This is a genomic window from Nonomuraea cavernae (assembly GCF_040655715.1).
GTDB classification, from domain to species: domain Bacteria; phylum Actinomycetota; class Actinomycetes; order Streptosporangiales; family Streptosporangiaceae; genus Nonomuraea; species Nonomuraea cavernae_A.
The window spans coordinates 10,650-25,408 of record NZ_JBFAKL010000016.1; the positions used below are offsets into that span (position 1 = coordinate 10,650).

Here is a 14,759-nt window from a genome sequence, read left to right on the forward strand (position 1 = left end):
GATGAGGTATTGGGTGGTCACTTGGACTCCTCCTCAGCCGAGTGCTTGATGGCCTCGGCCAGCGCGGGGTCCTCCGGAAGGCGGCCCTGCTCGACGTCGAAGCGCGCGATGTAACGGTTGACGGAGCTCTCCGCCACCGTGCCGTCGGGCAGCCGGGCCGGCATGTCGATGGCGTTGCCGCCGGCGTACGTGCCGGGGCCGGGCAGCGGCGACGGCTGGTCGCTGAGGAACCGGGCGCGCGAGAGGTCCTTCTGGGTGACCTTCTCGGTCAGCCGTTCGCGGTGCGCCAGCACCATCGCGCCGAGCGCGGCGGTGATCAGCAGCGCCGAGGTGGCCTCGAACGCGAACACGTACTTGGTGAAGAGCAGCAACGCGATCGAGCGGATGTAGCCGCCCTGCGCCGTGGCCGCGGCGAGCCCGGCCGGCTCGGCGAACACCACGTTGCCGACGGCCAGCACGATCAGCGCCGCGAAGCCGAGCCCGGCGATCGCGGCCCAGATGCGCTGGCCCTTCAGGGTCTCGACGAGCGAGTCCGTGGAGTCGACGCCGACCAGCATGAGCACGAACAGGAAGAGCATCATGACGGCGCCGGTGTAGACGATGATCTGCACCGCGGCCAGGAAGGGCGCGTCCTGGACGGCGTACATGACCGCCAGGCAGAGCATCACGGTGCCGAGCATCAGCGCGGAGTAGACGGCCTTCCGGTTGAAGACCATGCCGAGCGCGGCGCCGACCGACACGACGGCGAGCACCCAGAACGTGATGGTCTCACCCATTGGTCCGTCCCAGCCGGTAGTAGTCCTCTTCGGTCTCGCCGAGCCGCATGGGGTGCGGAGGCTGCTCCATGCCCTGCGTCAACGGGGCGAGGAGCATCTCCTTGGTGTAGATGAGACCCTCGCGGTTGCTGTCGGCGAGTTCGTACTCGTTGGTCATCGTGAGCGCCCGGGTCGGGCACGCCTCGATGCAGAGGCCGCAGAGGATGCACCGCAGATAGTTGATCTGGTAGGTGCGGCCATAGCGCTCACCCGGCGAGAAACGCTCCTCGTCGGTGTTGTCCGCACCCTCCACGAAGATCGCGTCGGCGGGACACGCCCAGGCGCACAACTCGCAGCCGATGCACTTCTCCAGCCCGTCAGGCCAGCGGTTGAGCTGGTGCCGCCCGTGGAAGCGTGGGGCCGTCGGCCTCTTCTCCTCCGGGTAGTTGATCGTGACGGGCTTCTTGAACATCGTGTGGAAGGTGACCCCGAAGCCTTTGACGGGGTTCAGGAAATCAGTTAGTCCCACTGGGAATCTCCTTGTGCTGCACCCCGTGGTAGTGCGGCAGATCGAGCGGCGGCACAGGGAAGCCACCTGCCGTCGGCTCGTTGGACAGCTCCTCGAACTCGGCCTCGACCTCGGCCTTCCTCGCTTCCTTGCGCCGCTGGTTGACCGTGTCGAACCTGAGCCAGACCGCGATCGCGCCAAGCAGAATGACCACGCCGACCCCGGCGACCACGTAGAGGTTTCCGTCGAACCGCTCGTTGGAGACGTACATCACGGTCCGGACGGCGGCGACGAGCAGGATCCACGCCAGGTTGAGCGGGATCAGCACCTTCCAGCCGAGGGCCATGAGCTGGTCGTAGCGCACCCGTGGCAGGGACGCGCGCACCCACACGATGAAGCAGAAGGTCAGCACGAACTTGACGAAGAACCACAGGAAGGGCAGCCAGCCGTCGTTGGCGCCGTCCCACATCGTGAGCGGCCACGGCGCCCGCCAGCCGCCGAGGAAGAGCGTGACCGCGATCCCGGAGGCGACGAACGTGTGCAGGTATTCGCCCATCATGATCAGGGCGAACTTCAGCGACGAGGAGTATTCGGTCTGGAACCCGCCGACCAGCTCGCCCTCGCCCTCGGGCAGGTCGAACGGGATGCGCGCGGCCTCACCGAACATGCAGATCACGTAGATGAGGAACGACGGGAACAGCAGCACGGCGTACCAGGTCGGCTCCTGCGCCGCGACGATCTCCGAGGTGGACAGCGTCCCGGCGAGCAGGAAGACGCCGACGAACGACAGACCCATCGCGATCTCGTACGAGACCACCTGGGCCGCCGACCGCAGACCGCCCAGCAGCGCGTACGGCGAGCGGGACGACCAGCCGGCGAGCACCACGCCGTAGACCGAGATGGCGCCCATGGCCAGCATGAACAGCACGGCCACCGGCAGGTCGACCAGTTGCAGCGGCGTCTCGACGCCGAACAGGTTGACCATCGGCCCCATCGGGATGATGGAGAAGGCCAGGAAGGCCGGGATCACCATGATGACGGGCGCCAGCAGATAGAGCACCTTGTCGACGGTCCTCGGGAAGAGGTCCTCCTTGAGGCCCATCTTGATGCCGTCGGCGACCGACTGCAGCAGGCCGAACGTGCCGGCCCGGTTGGGGCCGTAGCGGTGCTGCATCCGCGCGATCAGCTTGCGCTCGAACCAGACGCCGAACAGGATGCCCAGCATCAGGAAGATGAAGAGCAGCACGGCCTTGATGATGGTGATCCAGAGCGGATCCTTGCCGAAGTCGGCAAGGGTCGGATCGGCCGCGAGAACGTGGATCATGAAGCGCTCCCGATCGTGACGATGTCGCCGGCCACCGCGCCGAGATCACGGGTGACCGAGCAGCCGCCGGAGTTGGACGGCACCCAGACCACCCGATCGGGCAGGTCGGCGACCCTGACGGGCAGCGTGACGGGGTTGGGCCCAGGCCCGCCGACGACGAGCTTGTCTCCGTCGACGACGCCGATCTCCGCCGCCGTGCTCGCCGAGAGTAGCGCCTCGGCGGGCCGGGCGGTGCCCGCGAGGTACGGCTCGCCGTCCTGCAGGCGGCCGTCGTCGAGCAGCAGGTGCCAGGTGGCCAGCAGCGCCTCGCCCTGGGCGGGCGCGGCCTGGGAGCGGGTGGCGGCGCTGGGCGCCGCGACCCGGGTGCCGCGCCACGCGCCGAGCGCGCTCAGCTCGCGCCGGGCGGCCGCGGCGTCCGGCAGGCCCAGGTGGACGTCCATCCGGTCGGCGATGGCGCCGAGCGCCGCGAGCTCACTCTGCAGGCCCGGCACCTTGAACGGCGCCTCGAACGAGCGTCCGCGGCCCTCCCAGTTGACGAACGTGCCGCCCTTCTCCTGGACGGACGCGACCGGCAGGACCACGTCGGCGCGGTCGGTGACGACGCTGGCCCGGATCTCCAGGCTGACGATGAACGGCGTGCGCTCCAGCGCGTCGAGCGCGGCGGCGGGATCGGCCAGGTCGTAGGGGTCGACCCCGGCCACCACCAGCGCGTCGAGCTCGCCCTCATGGGCCGCGGCGAGGATGCCCGCGGTGTCGAGGCCCGGCGTGGCGGGCAGGGAGCTCACGTTCCATGCCCGAGCGACCTCGGCGCGGGCGCTCTCGTCGTCTACCGGACGGCCGATCGGCAGCAGGTTGGGCAGCGCGCCGGCCTCGATCGCGCCCCGCTCGCCGGCCCTGCGCGGGACCCAGCCGAGCCGGGCGCCCGACGCGGCGCTAAGGCGTACCAGGGCGGACAGGGCGCCGGGGACGGTGGCCAGCCGCTCACCGGCGAGCACGATCGTGCCCTCCGCGAGCGAGCCGACCAGGTCGCCGATCGCGTCGGCCTCGCCGCCGGGCGCGGTGCGGATGAGCGTGCCGCCCATCTTGGCCAGCCCGTTGGTGGCGAACGGCGCGATCGCGGTGACCTTGAGCCCCCGCTTCATCCACGCCTTGCGCAGCCGCAGGAAGACGATCGGCGACTCGTCCTCGGGCTCGAACCCGACCAGCAGCACGCCGGGCGCGCTCTCCAGGTCGGCGTAGGAGATGTCGATGCCCCGGCCCGCGACCGCGTGGGCCAGGAACCGCGTCTCCTCGGCGGAGTGCGGCCTGGCGCGGAAGTCGATGTCGTTGCTGCCGAGCGCGATCCGGGCGAACTTGGCGTAGCCGTACGCCTCCTCGACCGTGGCGCGACCGCCGACCAGCACGCCGGCCTTGCCACGGGCGGCGGCGAGCCCCCGGGCGGCGACGTCGAGAGCCTCGGGCCACGAGGCGGGCACCAGCACGCCCTCCTCGTCACGGACCAGCGGCGTCCGCAGGCGGTCGGGCTGCGTGGCGTAGCTGAACGCCCAGCGGCCCTTGTCGCAGTTCCACTCCTCGTTGACCTGCGGGTCGTCGCCCGCCAGGCGGCGGGTGACCCGGCCGCGCCGGTGGTCGGTACGCAGTGAGCAGCCGGAGGCGCAGTGCTCGCACGCGCTCGGCGTGGACACCAGGTCGAACGGGCGGGCCCGGAACCGGTAGGCGGCGCCGGTCAGCGCGCCCACCGGGCAGATCTGCACCGTGTTGCCGGAGAAGTAGGACTGGAACGGCTCGCCGTCGGCGATGCCGACCTGCTCCTTGGCGCCCCGCTCGAAGAACTCGATGAACGGGTCACCGGCGATCTGGTCGGAGAACCGGATGCACCGCGCGCACTGGACGCAGCGCTCGCGGTCGAGCAGCACCCCGGTGGACAACGGGACCGGCTTGGCGAAGGTCCGCTTCTGCTCCTGGAACCTCGACTCGCCCTGCCCGTTGGACATGGCCTGGTTCTGCAGGGGGCACTCGCCGCCCTTGTCGCAGACCGGGCAGTCGAGCGGGTGGTTGATGAGCAGGAACTCCATGGCTCCCCGCTGCGCCTTCTCGGCGACCGGGGAGGTCAGCTGGGTCTGCACCACCATGCCCTCGGCGACCTCGATCGCGCACGACGGCTGCGGCTTGGGGAAGCCGCGGCCGTTGCCCGCGTCGGGGATGTCGACCAGGCACTGGCGGCAGTTGGCCGCCGGGTCGAGCAGCGGGTGGTCACAGAACCTGGGGATCTGGATGCCGAGCAGCTCGGCCGCCCTGATGATCAGGGTGCCCTTGGGGACGCTGACCTGGAACCCGTCGATGGTGAGGGTCACCAGGTTGGTCTCTACAGCGGTTGTCGTCACTGGTCACCCCAGAGAGTGGACTTCTTCGCGTCGAACGGGCAGCCGCCGACCTCGAAATGCTTCAGGTACTCGTCGCGGAAGTACTTCACCGAGGAGTGGATCGGGCTCGTCGCGCCGTCGCCCAGGGCGCAGAACGAACGGCCCAGGATGTTGTCCGCGATGTCGGTGATCGTGGACAGGTCCTCCTCGGTGCCCTGGCCCTTCTCCAGGCGCTTGAGCACCTGCTTGAGCCAGAAGGTGCCCTCGCGGCACGGCGTGCACTTGCCGCACGACTCGTGGGCGTAGAACTCGGTCCAGCGCAGCACCGTGCGGACCACGCAGGTGGTCTCGTCGAAGATCTGCAGCGCGCGGGTGCCGAGCATGGACCCCTTGGCGCCGACCGCCTCGAAGTCGAGCGGCACGTCGAGGTGCTCATTGGTGAAGATCGGTGTGGACGAGCCGCCGGGGGTCCAGAACTTGATCTCGTGCCCCTCGCGGATCCCGCCCGCCATGTCGAGCAGCTCACGCAGCGTGATGCCCAGCGGGGCTTCGTACTGGCCCGGCCGGGTGACGTGGCCGCTCAGCGAGAAGATGCCGAAGCCCTTGGACTTCTCGGTGCCCATCCCGGCGAACCAGTCGGCGCCGTTGGCCACGATCGAGGGAACGCTGGCCACGGACTCGACGTTGTTGACCACAGTGGGCGAGGCGTAGAGGCCCGCCACGGCCGGGAAGGGAGGCTTGAGCCGAGGTTGGCCCCTGAACCCCTCCAGCGAGTCGAGCAGCGCCGTCTCCTCGCCGCAGATGTAGGCGCCCGCGCCGCTGTGCACGACGAGTTCGAGGTCGTAGCCGGTGCCGAAGATGTCGGTGCCGAGGTAGCCCTTCTCGTACGCCTCCCGCACGGCCGCGTGCAGCCGGCGGATGACGTGCAGCACCTCACCGCGCACGTAGATGAAGGCGTGGTTGGCCCGGATCGCGTAGGCCGTGATGATGACGCCCTCGACCAGCGAGTGCGGGTTGGCCATCATCAGCGGGACGTCCTTGCAGGTGCCCGGCTCCGACTCGTCGGCGTTGACGACGAGATAGTGCGGCTTGCCGTCACCCTGCGGGATGAAGCCCCACTTCATGCCGGTCGGGAAGCCCGCGCCGCCTCGGCCGCGCAGACCGGAGTCCTTGACGGCCTGGATGACGGCGTCGGGGTCCATGCCCAGCGCCTTCTTGGCCGCCTCGTAGGGCCCGTAGCCGTCGATGGTGAAGGAGTCGGCCTGGTCCCAGTTGGCGGTCAGGACCGGTGTCAGCGTGGTGCTCATGCCTCGGGGGCCTTCCATCCGTTGGCCTTGGCGACCTTGAGGCCCTCCAGCGAGGCGCCCGCGGCCGAGGGGCCGTCGCCCGCCAGGTCGTCGGGCAGCCCGGCGAGCACTCGCGAGGCGTCCTTGAAGGTGCACAGCTTCTTGGGGCCGCGCGTGGGCCGCACGTCCTTGCCGTCGCGCAGGTCGTCGACGAGTTGCTTGGCCGACTCGGGCGTCTGGTTGTCGAAGAACTCCCAGTTGACCATCATGACCGGGGCGAAGTCGCAGGCCGCGTTGCACTCGAGGCGTTCCAGCGAGACCTTGCCGTCGGGGGTGGTCTCCTCGTGGCCGACGCCGACGTGCTCGCTCAGCTCGTCCCAGATCTCGTCGCCGCCCATGACAGCGCAGAGCGCGTTGATGCAGACGCCCACGTGGTAGTCGCCCGCCGGCCTGCGCTTGTACATGGTGTAGAACGTCGAGACCCCGACGACCTCGGCCTTGCTGAGGCCCAGCATCTCCGCGCAGAACTCCTGCCCGGCGTCGGAGACGTAGCCGTCCTCCGACTGCACGAGGTGGAGCAGCGGGAGGAGGGCCGACCGTGCCTTCGGGTAGCGGCCGATGAGCTCCTTGGCGTCCCGCTCAAGACGCTCCCGGACTTCCGGTGTATAGGTCACGCGTCCTCCTCCGTCGGACACGTGACATGCGTGCTGTGTCCGATTGTTCGTTCGGTGCGCTCACTCACCTGTCCACACCTCCCATGACGGGGTCGATAGATGCGACCGCGGCGACGACGTCGGCGACCTGGCCGCCCTCGGACATCGCGGGGACGGCCTGCAGGTTCGTGAAGGACGGCTCGCGGAAGTGCACCCGGTAGGGGCGGGTGCCGCCGTCGCTCACCACGTGCGCGCCGAGCTCGCCCTTGGGCGACTCGATCGGCACGTACGCCTGCCCGGCCGGCACCCTGAAGCCCTCGGTCACCAGCTTGAAGTGGTGGATGAGGGCCTCCATGGAGCTGCCCATGATGTGCGCGATGTGGTCGGGCGAGTTGCCGAACCCGTCGGGGCCGAGCGCGAGCTGCGCGGGCCAGCCGATCTTCTTGTCCTCGATCATCACCGGGTCGCCCTTGAGCGGACCGGCGAGCCGGTCGAGAGCCTGCTCAATGATCTTGAGCGACTCCTCCATCTCCTGCATGCGCACCAGGTAGCGGGAGTAGACGTCGCAGCCGCGCTGGGAGGCCACGTCGAACTCGTAGGTCTCGTAGCCGCAGTAGGGCTGCGACTTGCGCAGGTCCCACGGCAGGCCCGCGGCCCGCAGGATCGGCCCGGTGATGCCGAGCGCCATGCAGCCGGTCAGGTCGAGGTAGGCCACGTCACGGGTGCGGCGCACGTAGACGGGGTTCTCGTCGAGGAGCTTGCGGATGTCCTTGATCCGCTTGGGCATCTGCTTGAGGAACTCGCCCACCTTGTCGACCGCGCCCGCGGGCAGGTCGACGCTCACACCGCCGGGGCGCACGTACGCGTGGTTCATGCGCAGGCCGGTGATGTACTCGAACAGGTCCATGACCATCTCGCGGTCGCGGTAGCCGAAGAGGAACGGCGTGGTCGCGCCCAGCTCCATGCCGAACGTGCCCATCGCCACCAGGTGCGAGGAGATCCGGTTGAGCTCCATCATCATCACGCGGATGGCCGAGGCGCGGTCGGGGATCCGGTCATCGATGCCGAGCAGCTTCTCGACGCCCAGGCAGTAGGCCGTCTCGTTGAAGATCGGCGACAGGTAGTCCATCCGGGTGACGAACGTGGTGCCCTGGGTCCACGTCCGGTATTCCATGTTCTTCTCGATGCCGGTGTGCAGGTAGCCGATGACGCTGCGCGCCTCGGTGACCGTCTCACCGTCGAGAGTCAGCACCAGCCTCAGCACGCCGTGCGTGGACGGGTGCTGCGGGCCCATGTTGACGACCAGGCGCTCCTCGCCGGAGTCGCGGACCCCGCTGACGACCTCGTCCCAGTCGCCACCGTTGACCGAGTAGACCTTGCCTTCCGTGGCCTCGTCGTAGCCGGTGGTCATCAGTGGTCCTCGCTTCGCTCGTCAACGCATCGCTCGACATGCTCGCTCACGCGTACGACCTCCTGTGGTCGGGCGAGGGGATCGTGGCACCGCGGTACTCGACCGGGATGCCGCCGAGCGGGTAGTCCTTGCGCTGCGGGTGGCCGTCCCAGTCGTCCGGCATCATGATCCGGGTCAGTCCGGGGTGACCGTCGAAGACGATCCCGAAGAAGTCGTACGCCTCGCGCTCGTGCCAGTCGTGACCAGGGTAAACGCCGACCGTCGATGGTATGTGCGGGTCGGCGTCCGGGCAGCTCGCCTCGACGCGGACCCGCCGGTTGTGCGTGATCGAGCAGAGGTGGATGACCGCGTGCAGTTCCTCCCCCGCCAGGTGCGGGTAGTGGACGCCGGTCACGCCGAGCGAGAGCTCGAAGCGCAGGGCCGGGTCGTCGCGGAGCTTCTGGCAGACCTCGACCAGGCGCTCGCGCCTGACGTGCAGCGTGAGCTCGCCCCGGTCGACGACGACGCGCTCGATGGCGTCGTCGAGCCCCAGGGTGTCGACCACCTCGTCGAAGTAGCCGCCGTAGGGCCGGGGCGTCGACAGCTGGGGCGCCCGGCGCACGACGAGGCCGCCGTAGCCGGAGGTGTCGCCGGAGTCGGCGGCCCCGAACATGCCGCGCCGGGCGACCGGCGCGTCGGCCGCGCCGGGCACCTTGGCGACCTCAGGTCCCTCGGCCGAGTCGGGGACCTCGGGGAGATTGTCTGGCGAGGTCACTTCGCGGCCCCCTGGTCGATCGGCGGCAGCGTCCGCAGCGCCCGCAGCTCGAGCTCGTCGATCTGCTTGGCCCGGTGCGCGCCGAACTTCGTGTTCTGGATCTTGTCGTGCAGCTTCACGATCGCGTCGATCAGCATCTCGGGCCGCGGCGGGCAGCCGGGCAGGTAGATGTCGACGGGCACGACGTGGTCGACGCCCTGGACGATCGCGTAGTTGTTGAACATGCCGCCGCTGGAGGCGCACACGCCCATCGCGATGACCCACTTGGGCTCGGCCATCTGGTCGTAGATCTGCCGCAGCACGGGCGCCATCTTCTGTGACACGCGGCCCGCCACGATCATCAGGTCGGCCTGACGCGGAGACGCCGAAGCGCGCTCCATGCCGAAGCGCGCGAGGTCGTAGTGGGGGCCGCCGGTGGCCATCAGCTCGATGGCGCAGCAGGCGAGACCGAACGTGGCCGGCCACACGGAGTTCTTGCGCGCCCAGCCCGCGGCCTGTTCGACCGTGCTGAGGATGAACCCGCTGGGGAGTTTCTCTTCAAGTCCCATTTTCAGTCCCAGTCCAGACCCTTGCGACGCCACACGTACGCGTACGCGACGAGCACGGTGAGGATGAACAGCAGCATCTCCACCAGTGCGAACACCCCGAGGCCCGACGAGAGCACGCTGCCGGCGTCGTTGGTCAGCGGCGCGAAGGAGACGGCCCAGGGGTAGAGGAAGATGATCTCGATGTCGAACACGATGAACAGCATCGCGGTGACCATGTATTTGAGCGGGAACCGTCCGCCACCGACCGGCTGGGGCGTCGGCTCGATGCCGCATTCATAGGCGTCAAGCTTGGCGCGGTTCCAGCGCTTGGGACCGGTGAAGGGGGCGATGGCGACCGAGAAGATCGCGAAGCCCCCCGCGAGAACGGCGAGCACCAGGATGGGCACGTAAAGGTCCATCGCTACGCCTCCTCCGGAGCCGCCGCGCGCGCGGGCGGGCGGCCTGATCTATGCGTTTGCCTGGCAAGTCTGAGATTCATGCTGGTGGCGCGACCTTCGAGAGTGCGTTGATGATCTTGTCCGACGCATCGCCCCGCCGGTCGGTGAGATTACCAAGGAGTTTGAGAGCGAAGCGCATCAACCTCGGATGGGGCAACCCGTGCCTGGTGCCGAAACTCATCACACCGGGCTTCCCGATCGCCTCGACAAACCATCTGCCCAGAGTGAAATATCCGCCGTAAACATCCTTCAGCACCTGAGGGTACGTCCGCAGGATGCGTTCCTGAGCCGCGGGGGTGCCCGCACGGAGCCCCTTCGCGATCACCTCGGCGGCGATCTCGCCCGTCTCCATGGCGTACGCGATGCCCTCGCCGTTGAACGGGTTGATCGCCCCGCCCGAGTCGCCCACGAGCACGAGGCCGCGGGTGTAGTGCGGCTGGCGGTTGAAGGCCATCGGGAGCGCGGCGCCGCGGATCGGGCCCCGCATGTTCTCCTCGGTGAAGCCCCACTCGGCCGGCATCGCCTTGCACCAGCGCTTCAGCAGGTCGCGGTAGTCGATGTTGCCGAAGTGGGCGCTGGTGTTGAGCAGGCCGAGCCCCACGTTGGAGGTGCCGTCGCCGACGCCGAACACCCAGCCGTAGCCGGGCAGCAGCGTGTCGTCGTCCCACAGCTCCAGCCACGTCTCGAGGTAGTCGTCGTCGTGACGCGGGCTCTCGAAGTAGGTCCGTACGGCCACGCCCATCGGGCGGTCCTCGCGCTTGTGCAATCCCATCCCGAGGGCCAGGCGGGTGCTGTTGCCGTCGGCGGCCACCACCACCCGGCCGCGGTAGGTCGTCCCGTCCTTGGTGGTCACGCCCACCACGTGACCGCTGCGGTCGTCGAGCACCGGCGCGGTGACGTTGACGCCCTCCATCAGGCGTACGCCGCCCTTCTTGACGGCGTTGACCGCGACGATCTCGTCGAAGTCCTTACGGGTGCGCACCAGGCCGAAGTCGGGGAACCGGTCGAGCCGCGGCCAGTCGAGCTCGAACCGCAACCCTCCGCCGACGACCCGGAGCCCCTTGTTCCTGACCCAGCCGGGAGCGTCGATGTCGACGCCCATGTTCATCAGCTGCTTGACCGCCCTGGGGGTGAGCCCGTCTCCGCAGACCTTCTCCCGGGGGAACCTGGTCTTCTCGAGGAGCAGCACGTCGAGCCCGGCCCGAGCGAGATAGAAGGCGGTCGCCGAGCCTGCGGGACCGGCGCCGACGACGATGACGTCGGCGTCAGGTGTGCTCATGGTCGCGCCCGCTTCGCCATTCGTCGGCTCCTGGGTCGCTCTCTAGCGGCGAGCTCCTGCGCTTGGAGTTCGGCTGTTGGCACGGTCACTGGACTGTCCTGTCCTACACGGGGCGAAGACCTTGGGGTGTGGCGCCTTCGTTCCTTTGTGAACCTCTTCACAAACTGGTCGGCCAGCAGTCTAACCCTTTTCGAGCACAAAGTGGCAGTCAGGGACAGGTCCCGTAACAAAAGTAGGCCCCCCGTCCAGGACGGAGGGCCGTATACCGCTCGACACGCCGCGCTCGACTCACCATTGACCTAGGCGGGCTTGAACCCCCTGTGCACGGCGACGATGCCCATGGAGAGGTTGCGCCAGGCCACCCGCCGCCAGCCGGCGTCCTGGATCGCGCGCGCGAGGGTCGGCTGGTCGGGCCAGTCTCTGATCGACTCGGCGAGATACTCGTAGGAGTCGTCATTGGACCCGAACACCTGGGCCACCTTCGGCAGCAGCCGCATCAGATATTCGCGGTAGACGCGGTCGAACATGGGGACCGTCACATGGGAGAACTCCAGGATGACCAGCCGCCCGCCGGGCCTGGTCACGCGGAGCATCTCGCGCAGCGCCTGCGAGGTGTCGTGCACGTTGCGCAGCGCCACCGAGATCGTCACCGCGTCGAAGCTGTCGTCGGCGAACGGCAGCCGCATCGCGTCACCGGCGATGAAGGGCACGCCCTGGCCGCTCAGGGCGTTGCCGCCGTGGCGTCGTACGCCGGTGCGGAGCATGCCCAGCGAGAAGTCGGAGGCGATCGCGCGCGCGCCCAGGGTGGTGAACGCGTCGGTGGACGTGCCGGTGCCGGCTCCGAGGTCGAGGACGACCTCGCCGGGCCCCGCGTCGACGGCGGCGGCCACCGCCTTGCGCCAGAACCGCACCTGCCCCAGGGAGATCACGTCATTGACCAGGTCGTAGCGCCGGGCCGTGCGATCGAACATCGCGGCGACCTGGTCCGGCTGCTTGTCCAATTGAGCGCGCGTCATGGGCCCAAGCCTACGGGCTATCCCGACAATCAACCGAAAGTAGTCACTCGACTACTCTAGGTCTGCTAGAACTTGGCGAATGCTTGCCCGTGCCGCCCTTGCGGCGTTCATCGCCCTCGCTCCCGTCGCACACTCGCGTGTGGTGTCGGCCGACCCGGTCGACACCACGCCCCACGTGCTCGACGGCATCGTCAACAGCATCGCCCTGGTCGACGGCACCGTCGTCGTGGGCGGTTCGTTCACCGAGGTGGCCGACTCCGCACGGTCGTTCTCGGTGACGCGCGACAATCTGTTCGCCTACGACCTGGCCACCGGCCGCATCCTGCCGGACTTCGCACCGCAGGTCGACGGGACGGTCTACGGCCTGACGGCCGGCGACGACGGCACCGTCTACGTGGGCGGCGACTTCCCCGAGATCAACGGCTGGCCCGCGAAGGCGCTGGCGCGGCTCCGCCTGCTCAACGGCTCGCTCGTGGCCGCCTTCGAGCCCGGCATCGCGGGCGGCATGGTGACCACGCTGGCCAGGCGAGGTTCGCAGCTGTACGCGGGCGGTGAGTTCACCAAGCCGCGGACGGCGCTGGCCAGGCTCGACGCCACGACCGGCGCGGCCGATCCGCTGTTCACCATCAAGCCGGGCTCGCCACTGACGCCCAGAACCAGGGTTCACGCCATCGCCGCGACGCCCGACCGGCTGGTGGTCGACGGCAGCTTCACCACGCTGGACGGCAAGCCGAGGCACCAGCTCGGGGTCATCGACATCAGCCGGCCCACGCCCACGGTCGCCCCCTGGCGGACCGCCACCTACACCACGGCGTGCAAGCCCGAGTTCCCCTACTACGTGCGCGGGCTGGACGTCTCACCGGACGGGTCCTACTTCGTCGTGGTGACCACGGGCGGCCCCCTGGGCAGCAAGCGGATGTGCGATACGGCCACCAGGTTCGAAACGCTCACCAGGAGCGAGAACGTCAAACCGACGTGGATCAACCACACCGGCGGCGACTCGCTCTATTCGGTGTCGGTGACGGGGGCCGCGGTCTACGTCGGGGGCCATCTGCGGTGGCTGGACAACCCCGGTGGCCGTGACTCCGCCGGGCCGGGAGCGGTGCCCCGTGAAGGCATCGGCGCCATTCATCCGCGTACGGGAAAGGCGCTCAGCTGGAATCCCGGGCGGACGCGCGGGATCGGGATCAAGGCATTTCTTGCCCACCCGGGTGGCCTACTGGTTGGTAGTGACACAACGAGACTCGGCGGGGAGTACCATGCCCGGATTGGCATGTTCCCCCTGCCCTAGTCGCTCTGCGGCTTCGGTCGGTCGATCTTGCCGCTGATTCGCGCGCTCATGGCGTCACGCTGCTTCGACAGCAGCACGTAGCTGGCGATACCGCTGACCAAGAAAGCCACTCCGATCAGCAGCAGCGGGTTTTGCAGACCGAGCAGGCGAAGGACAGCAGCGGTCACCACGAACAGGGCGATCCGCGACGCGGTGTAAACGAGAACTGGACGCACACGTCGAGGTTACTCGCCCGACAGTGCGGTCGGTCTTCGCATCCGGCGCTTGCGCTGCTACTGTGCCCAGTTAGGGAGTTTCGTAAAGAAACACCCACGAGAGCCCCAAAGAGGCTCTATCATATAACAATCGGGCAGTCAGCTGATAACAACCCGTGATCTTTGTCGAAACCACGGATAAATCAGGCTTCGCTCGACACACTAGTTACCTGTCCGCCCGCTGGCAGGAAGCGGGATGCGAGGGGGAGAGATTGGTGGAGAGTAGCAGCGAGCGTCTGCTGACCCCGGGAGAGGTTGCCGCCCTCTTCCGGGTAGACCCAAAGACGGTGACGCGCTGGGCTGCGGCAGGCCGCATCAGTAGTATCCGCACCCCCGGAGGGCATCGGCGGTTCCGCGAGTCGGAAGTGCACGCCCTTCTCCGAGGCGAGGACGTTCTTACGGCCGACAGGCCGGCAGGTGAGTCCCCGCGCGTCTGACGTTCCGTCATCATCGGTGATCCTGCGAGTCAGGATCACCGCGACGGGATGCCCGTCCTCGAATGTGCATGGCATGGGAGGGCGCCAACCGCCGATCGTGGCTGGCGCCTCTCCATGCCTGTGACGCCCCCTCCAGCCCGCCCCACGCCGCGCCGACCCCGATGTGCCTTCTCCCGCCGTCAGGGTCTCCTCGTGACCGCTAGGCCTCTTCCTGCTCCGCCTTGAACGCGAGGAACTCCTGCTCCAACTCGTCGTTGCCGGCCTGCCACAACCGCCGCCGCTCGGCCAGTTCCTCCTCCGTCAGCGACTCCGGCAGCCACTGGTCGTATTCGGGGTCACCAGGTTCGAGCTCCACGTACGCGTTTCCGATGAGCCGCCCGTCTTCGCTCGTCAGGCTCCGCGGCACGCGCAGGGTCCCGTCAGCGAGCCGGATGACGTGCATG

At 68.6% G+C, this 14,759-nt stretch carries 16 protein-coding genes; 2 read left to right on the plus strand and 14 right to left on the minus strand.

Going from position 1 to position 14,759, the window contains the following annotated elements:
• Window positions 1-17: 17 nt before the first annotated feature.
• The 12 genes from AB0I38_RS22955 to AB0I38_RS23010 all read right to left on the minus strand — a co-directional run bounded on the left by AB0I38_RS22955 (window position 18) and on the right by AB0I38_RS23010 (window position 12,334).
• A complete protein-coding gene (locus tag AB0I38_RS22955; RefSeq protein WP_358471277.1) occupies window positions 18-776 on the minus strand; it encodes an NADH-quinone oxidoreductase subunit J in 759 nt (252 codons plus the stop codon).
• Window positions 769-1,284 (minus strand): NADH-quinone oxidoreductase subunit NuoI, encoded by a 516-nt coding sequence (gene nuoI / locus AB0I38_RS22960; protein WP_358471279.1) that lies wholly within the window; start codon window positions 1,282-1,284, stop codon window positions 769-771. Before nuoI ends, AB0I38_RS22955 begins: the two co-directional genes overlap by 8 nt.
• Window positions 1,271-2,587 carry an NADH-quinone oxidoreductase subunit NuoH gene (gene nuoH / locus AB0I38_RS22965; RefSeq protein ID WP_358471280.1) on the minus strand — a complete coding sequence of 439 codons (1,317 nt, stop codon included), beginning with the start codon at window positions 2,585-2,587 and terminating at the stop codon, window positions 1,271-1,273. The genes nuoI and nuoH overlap by 14 nt, the downstream gene beginning before the upstream one ends.
• Complete coding sequence (locus AB0I38_RS22970; RefSeq protein WP_358471282.1) at window positions 2,584-4,971, minus strand: NADH-quinone oxidoreductase subunit G; 2,388 nt, start codon at window positions 4,969-4,971, stop codon at window positions 2,584-2,586. Before AB0I38_RS22970 ends, nuoH begins: the two co-directional genes overlap by 4 nt.
• On the minus strand, window positions 4,968-6,257 hold the full coding sequence (gene nuoF, locus AB0I38_RS22975; protein WP_358471284.1) for an NADH-quinone oxidoreductase subunit NuoF: 1,290 nt from the start codon (window positions 6,255-6,257) through the stop codon (window positions 4,968-4,970). Before nuoF ends, AB0I38_RS22970 begins: the two co-directional genes overlap by 4 nt.
• Window positions 6,254-6,910, minus strand: a complete 657-nt coding sequence (nuoE, locus tag AB0I38_RS22980; RefSeq protein ID WP_358471286.1) for an NADH-quinone oxidoreductase subunit NuoE — start codon at window positions 6,908-6,910, stop codon at window positions 6,254-6,256. The genes nuoF and nuoE overlap by 4 nt, the downstream gene beginning before the upstream one ends.
• A 64-nt stretch (window positions 6,911-6,974) precedes the next feature.
• Window positions 6,975-8,300 carry an NADH-quinone oxidoreductase subunit D gene (locus tag AB0I38_RS22985; RefSeq protein ID WP_358471287.1) on the minus strand — a complete coding sequence of 442 codons (1,326 nt, stop codon included), beginning with the start codon at window positions 8,298-8,300 and terminating at the stop codon, window positions 6,975-6,977.
• A 46-nt stretch (window positions 8,301-8,346) separates the two neighbouring features.
• Window positions 8,347-9,054: an NADH-quinone oxidoreductase subunit C gene (locus AB0I38_RS22990; protein ID WP_436838769.1), complete on the minus strand. Its 708-nt coding sequence runs from the start codon at window positions 9,052-9,054 to the stop codon at window positions 8,347-8,349.
• Window positions 9,051-9,602, minus strand: coding sequence for a NuoB/complex I 20 kDa subunit family protein (locus tag AB0I38_RS22995; RefSeq protein ID WP_358471289.1), 552 nt, complete (start codon window positions 9,600-9,602; stop codon window positions 9,051-9,053). The genes AB0I38_RS22990 and AB0I38_RS22995 overlap by 4 nt, the downstream gene beginning before the upstream one ends.
• Window positions 9,603-9,604: 2 nt before the next feature.
• Entirely contained in the window at window positions 9,605-10,000 is a 396-nt protein-coding gene (locus AB0I38_RS23000; protein WP_189124918.1) for an NADH-quinone oxidoreductase subunit A, read from the minus strand.
• Between the two features lie 76 nt (window positions 10,001-10,076).
• Window positions 10,077-11,318 (minus strand): geranylgeranyl reductase family protein, encoded by a 1,242-nt coding sequence (locus AB0I38_RS23005; protein WP_358471291.1) that lies wholly within the window; start codon window positions 11,316-11,318, stop codon window positions 10,077-10,079.
• A 299-nt stretch (window positions 11,319-11,617) separates the two neighbouring features.
• Window positions 11,618-12,334, minus strand: a complete 717-nt coding sequence (locus AB0I38_RS23010; RefSeq protein ID WP_358471293.1) for a demethylmenaquinone methyltransferase — start codon at window positions 12,332-12,334, stop codon at window positions 11,618-11,620.
• Window positions 12,335-12,413: 79 nt separating this feature from the next.
• On the opposite strand from AB0I38_RS23010, the gene AB0I38_RS23015 reads away from it, so the two are divergent.
• Window positions 12,414-13,625, plus strand: coding sequence for a hypothetical protein (locus AB0I38_RS23015; RefSeq protein ID WP_358471295.1), 1,212 nt, complete (start codon window positions 12,414-12,416; stop codon window positions 13,623-13,625).
• Here the strand turns inward: AB0I38_RS23015 and AB0I38_RS23020 are convergent.
• Window positions 13,622-13,840, minus strand: a complete 219-nt coding sequence (locus AB0I38_RS23020; protein WP_358471296.1) for a DUF4229 domain-containing protein — start codon at window positions 13,838-13,840, stop codon at window positions 13,622-13,624. The two genes, AB0I38_RS23015 and AB0I38_RS23020, sit on opposite strands and share 4 nt — an antisense overlap.
• A 254-nt stretch (window positions 13,841-14,094) precedes the next feature.
• Between AB0I38_RS23020 and AB0I38_RS23025 the strand changes: the two genes are divergently transcribed.
• Window positions 14,095-14,316 carry a BldC family transcriptional regulator gene (locus tag AB0I38_RS23025; RefSeq protein ID WP_026214226.1) on the plus strand — a complete coding sequence of 74 codons (222 nt, stop codon included), beginning with the start codon at window positions 14,095-14,097 and terminating at the stop codon, window positions 14,314-14,316.
• A 199-nt stretch (window positions 14,317-14,515) separates the two neighbouring features.
• On the opposite strand, the gene AB0I38_RS23030 is transcribed toward AB0I38_RS23025, so the two are convergent.
• Window positions 14,516-14,758, minus strand: coding sequence for a hypothetical protein (locus AB0I38_RS23030; RefSeq protein WP_189124913.1), 243 nt, complete (start codon window positions 14,756-14,758; stop codon window positions 14,516-14,518).
• Between the last annotated feature and the right edge of the window lies 1 nt (window position 14,759).

Bases quoted from the DNA above. Each gene is read 5' to 3' on its own strand.
- AB0I38_RS23010 (WP_358471293.1), bottom strand. From the start codon at position 12,334: ATGACGCGCGCTCAATTGGACAAGCAGCCGGACCAGGTCGCCGCGATG.
- AB0I38_RS22985 (WP_358471287.1), bottom strand. From the start codon at position 8,300: ATGACCACCGGCTACGACGAGGCCACGGAAGGCAAGGTCTACTCGGTC.
- AB0I38_RS23015 (WP_358471295.1), top strand. From the start codon at position 12,414: ATGCTTGCCCGTGCCGCCCTTGCGGCGTTCATCGCCCTCGCTCCCGTC.
- nuoF (WP_358471284.1), bottom strand. From the start codon at position 6,257: ATGAGCACCACGCTGACACCGGTCCTGACCGCCAACTGGGACCAGGCC.
- AB0I38_RS23030 (WP_189124913.1), bottom strand. From the start codon at position 14,758: ATGCACGTCATCCGGCTCGCTGACGGGACCCTGCGCGTGCCGCGGAGC.
- AB0I38_RS22955 (WP_358471277.1), bottom strand. From the start codon at position 776: ATGGGTGAGACCATCACGTTCTGGGTGCTCGCCGTCGTGTCGGTCGGC.
- AB0I38_RS23000 (WP_189124918.1), bottom strand. From the start codon at position 10,000: ATGGACCTTTACGTGCCCATCCTGGTGCTCGCCGTTCTCGCGGGGGGC.
- AB0I38_RS23005 (WP_358471291.1), bottom strand. From the start codon at position 11,318: ATGAGCACACCTGACGCCGACGTCATCGTCGTCGGCGCCGGTCCCGCA.
- AB0I38_RS22995 (WP_358471289.1), bottom strand. From the start codon at position 9,602: ATGGGACTTGAAGAGAAACTCCCCAGCGGGTTCATCCTCAGCACGGTC.
- nuoH (WP_358471280.1), bottom strand. From the start codon at position 2,587: ATGATCCACGTTCTCGCGGCCGATCCGACCCTTGCCGACTTCGGCAAG.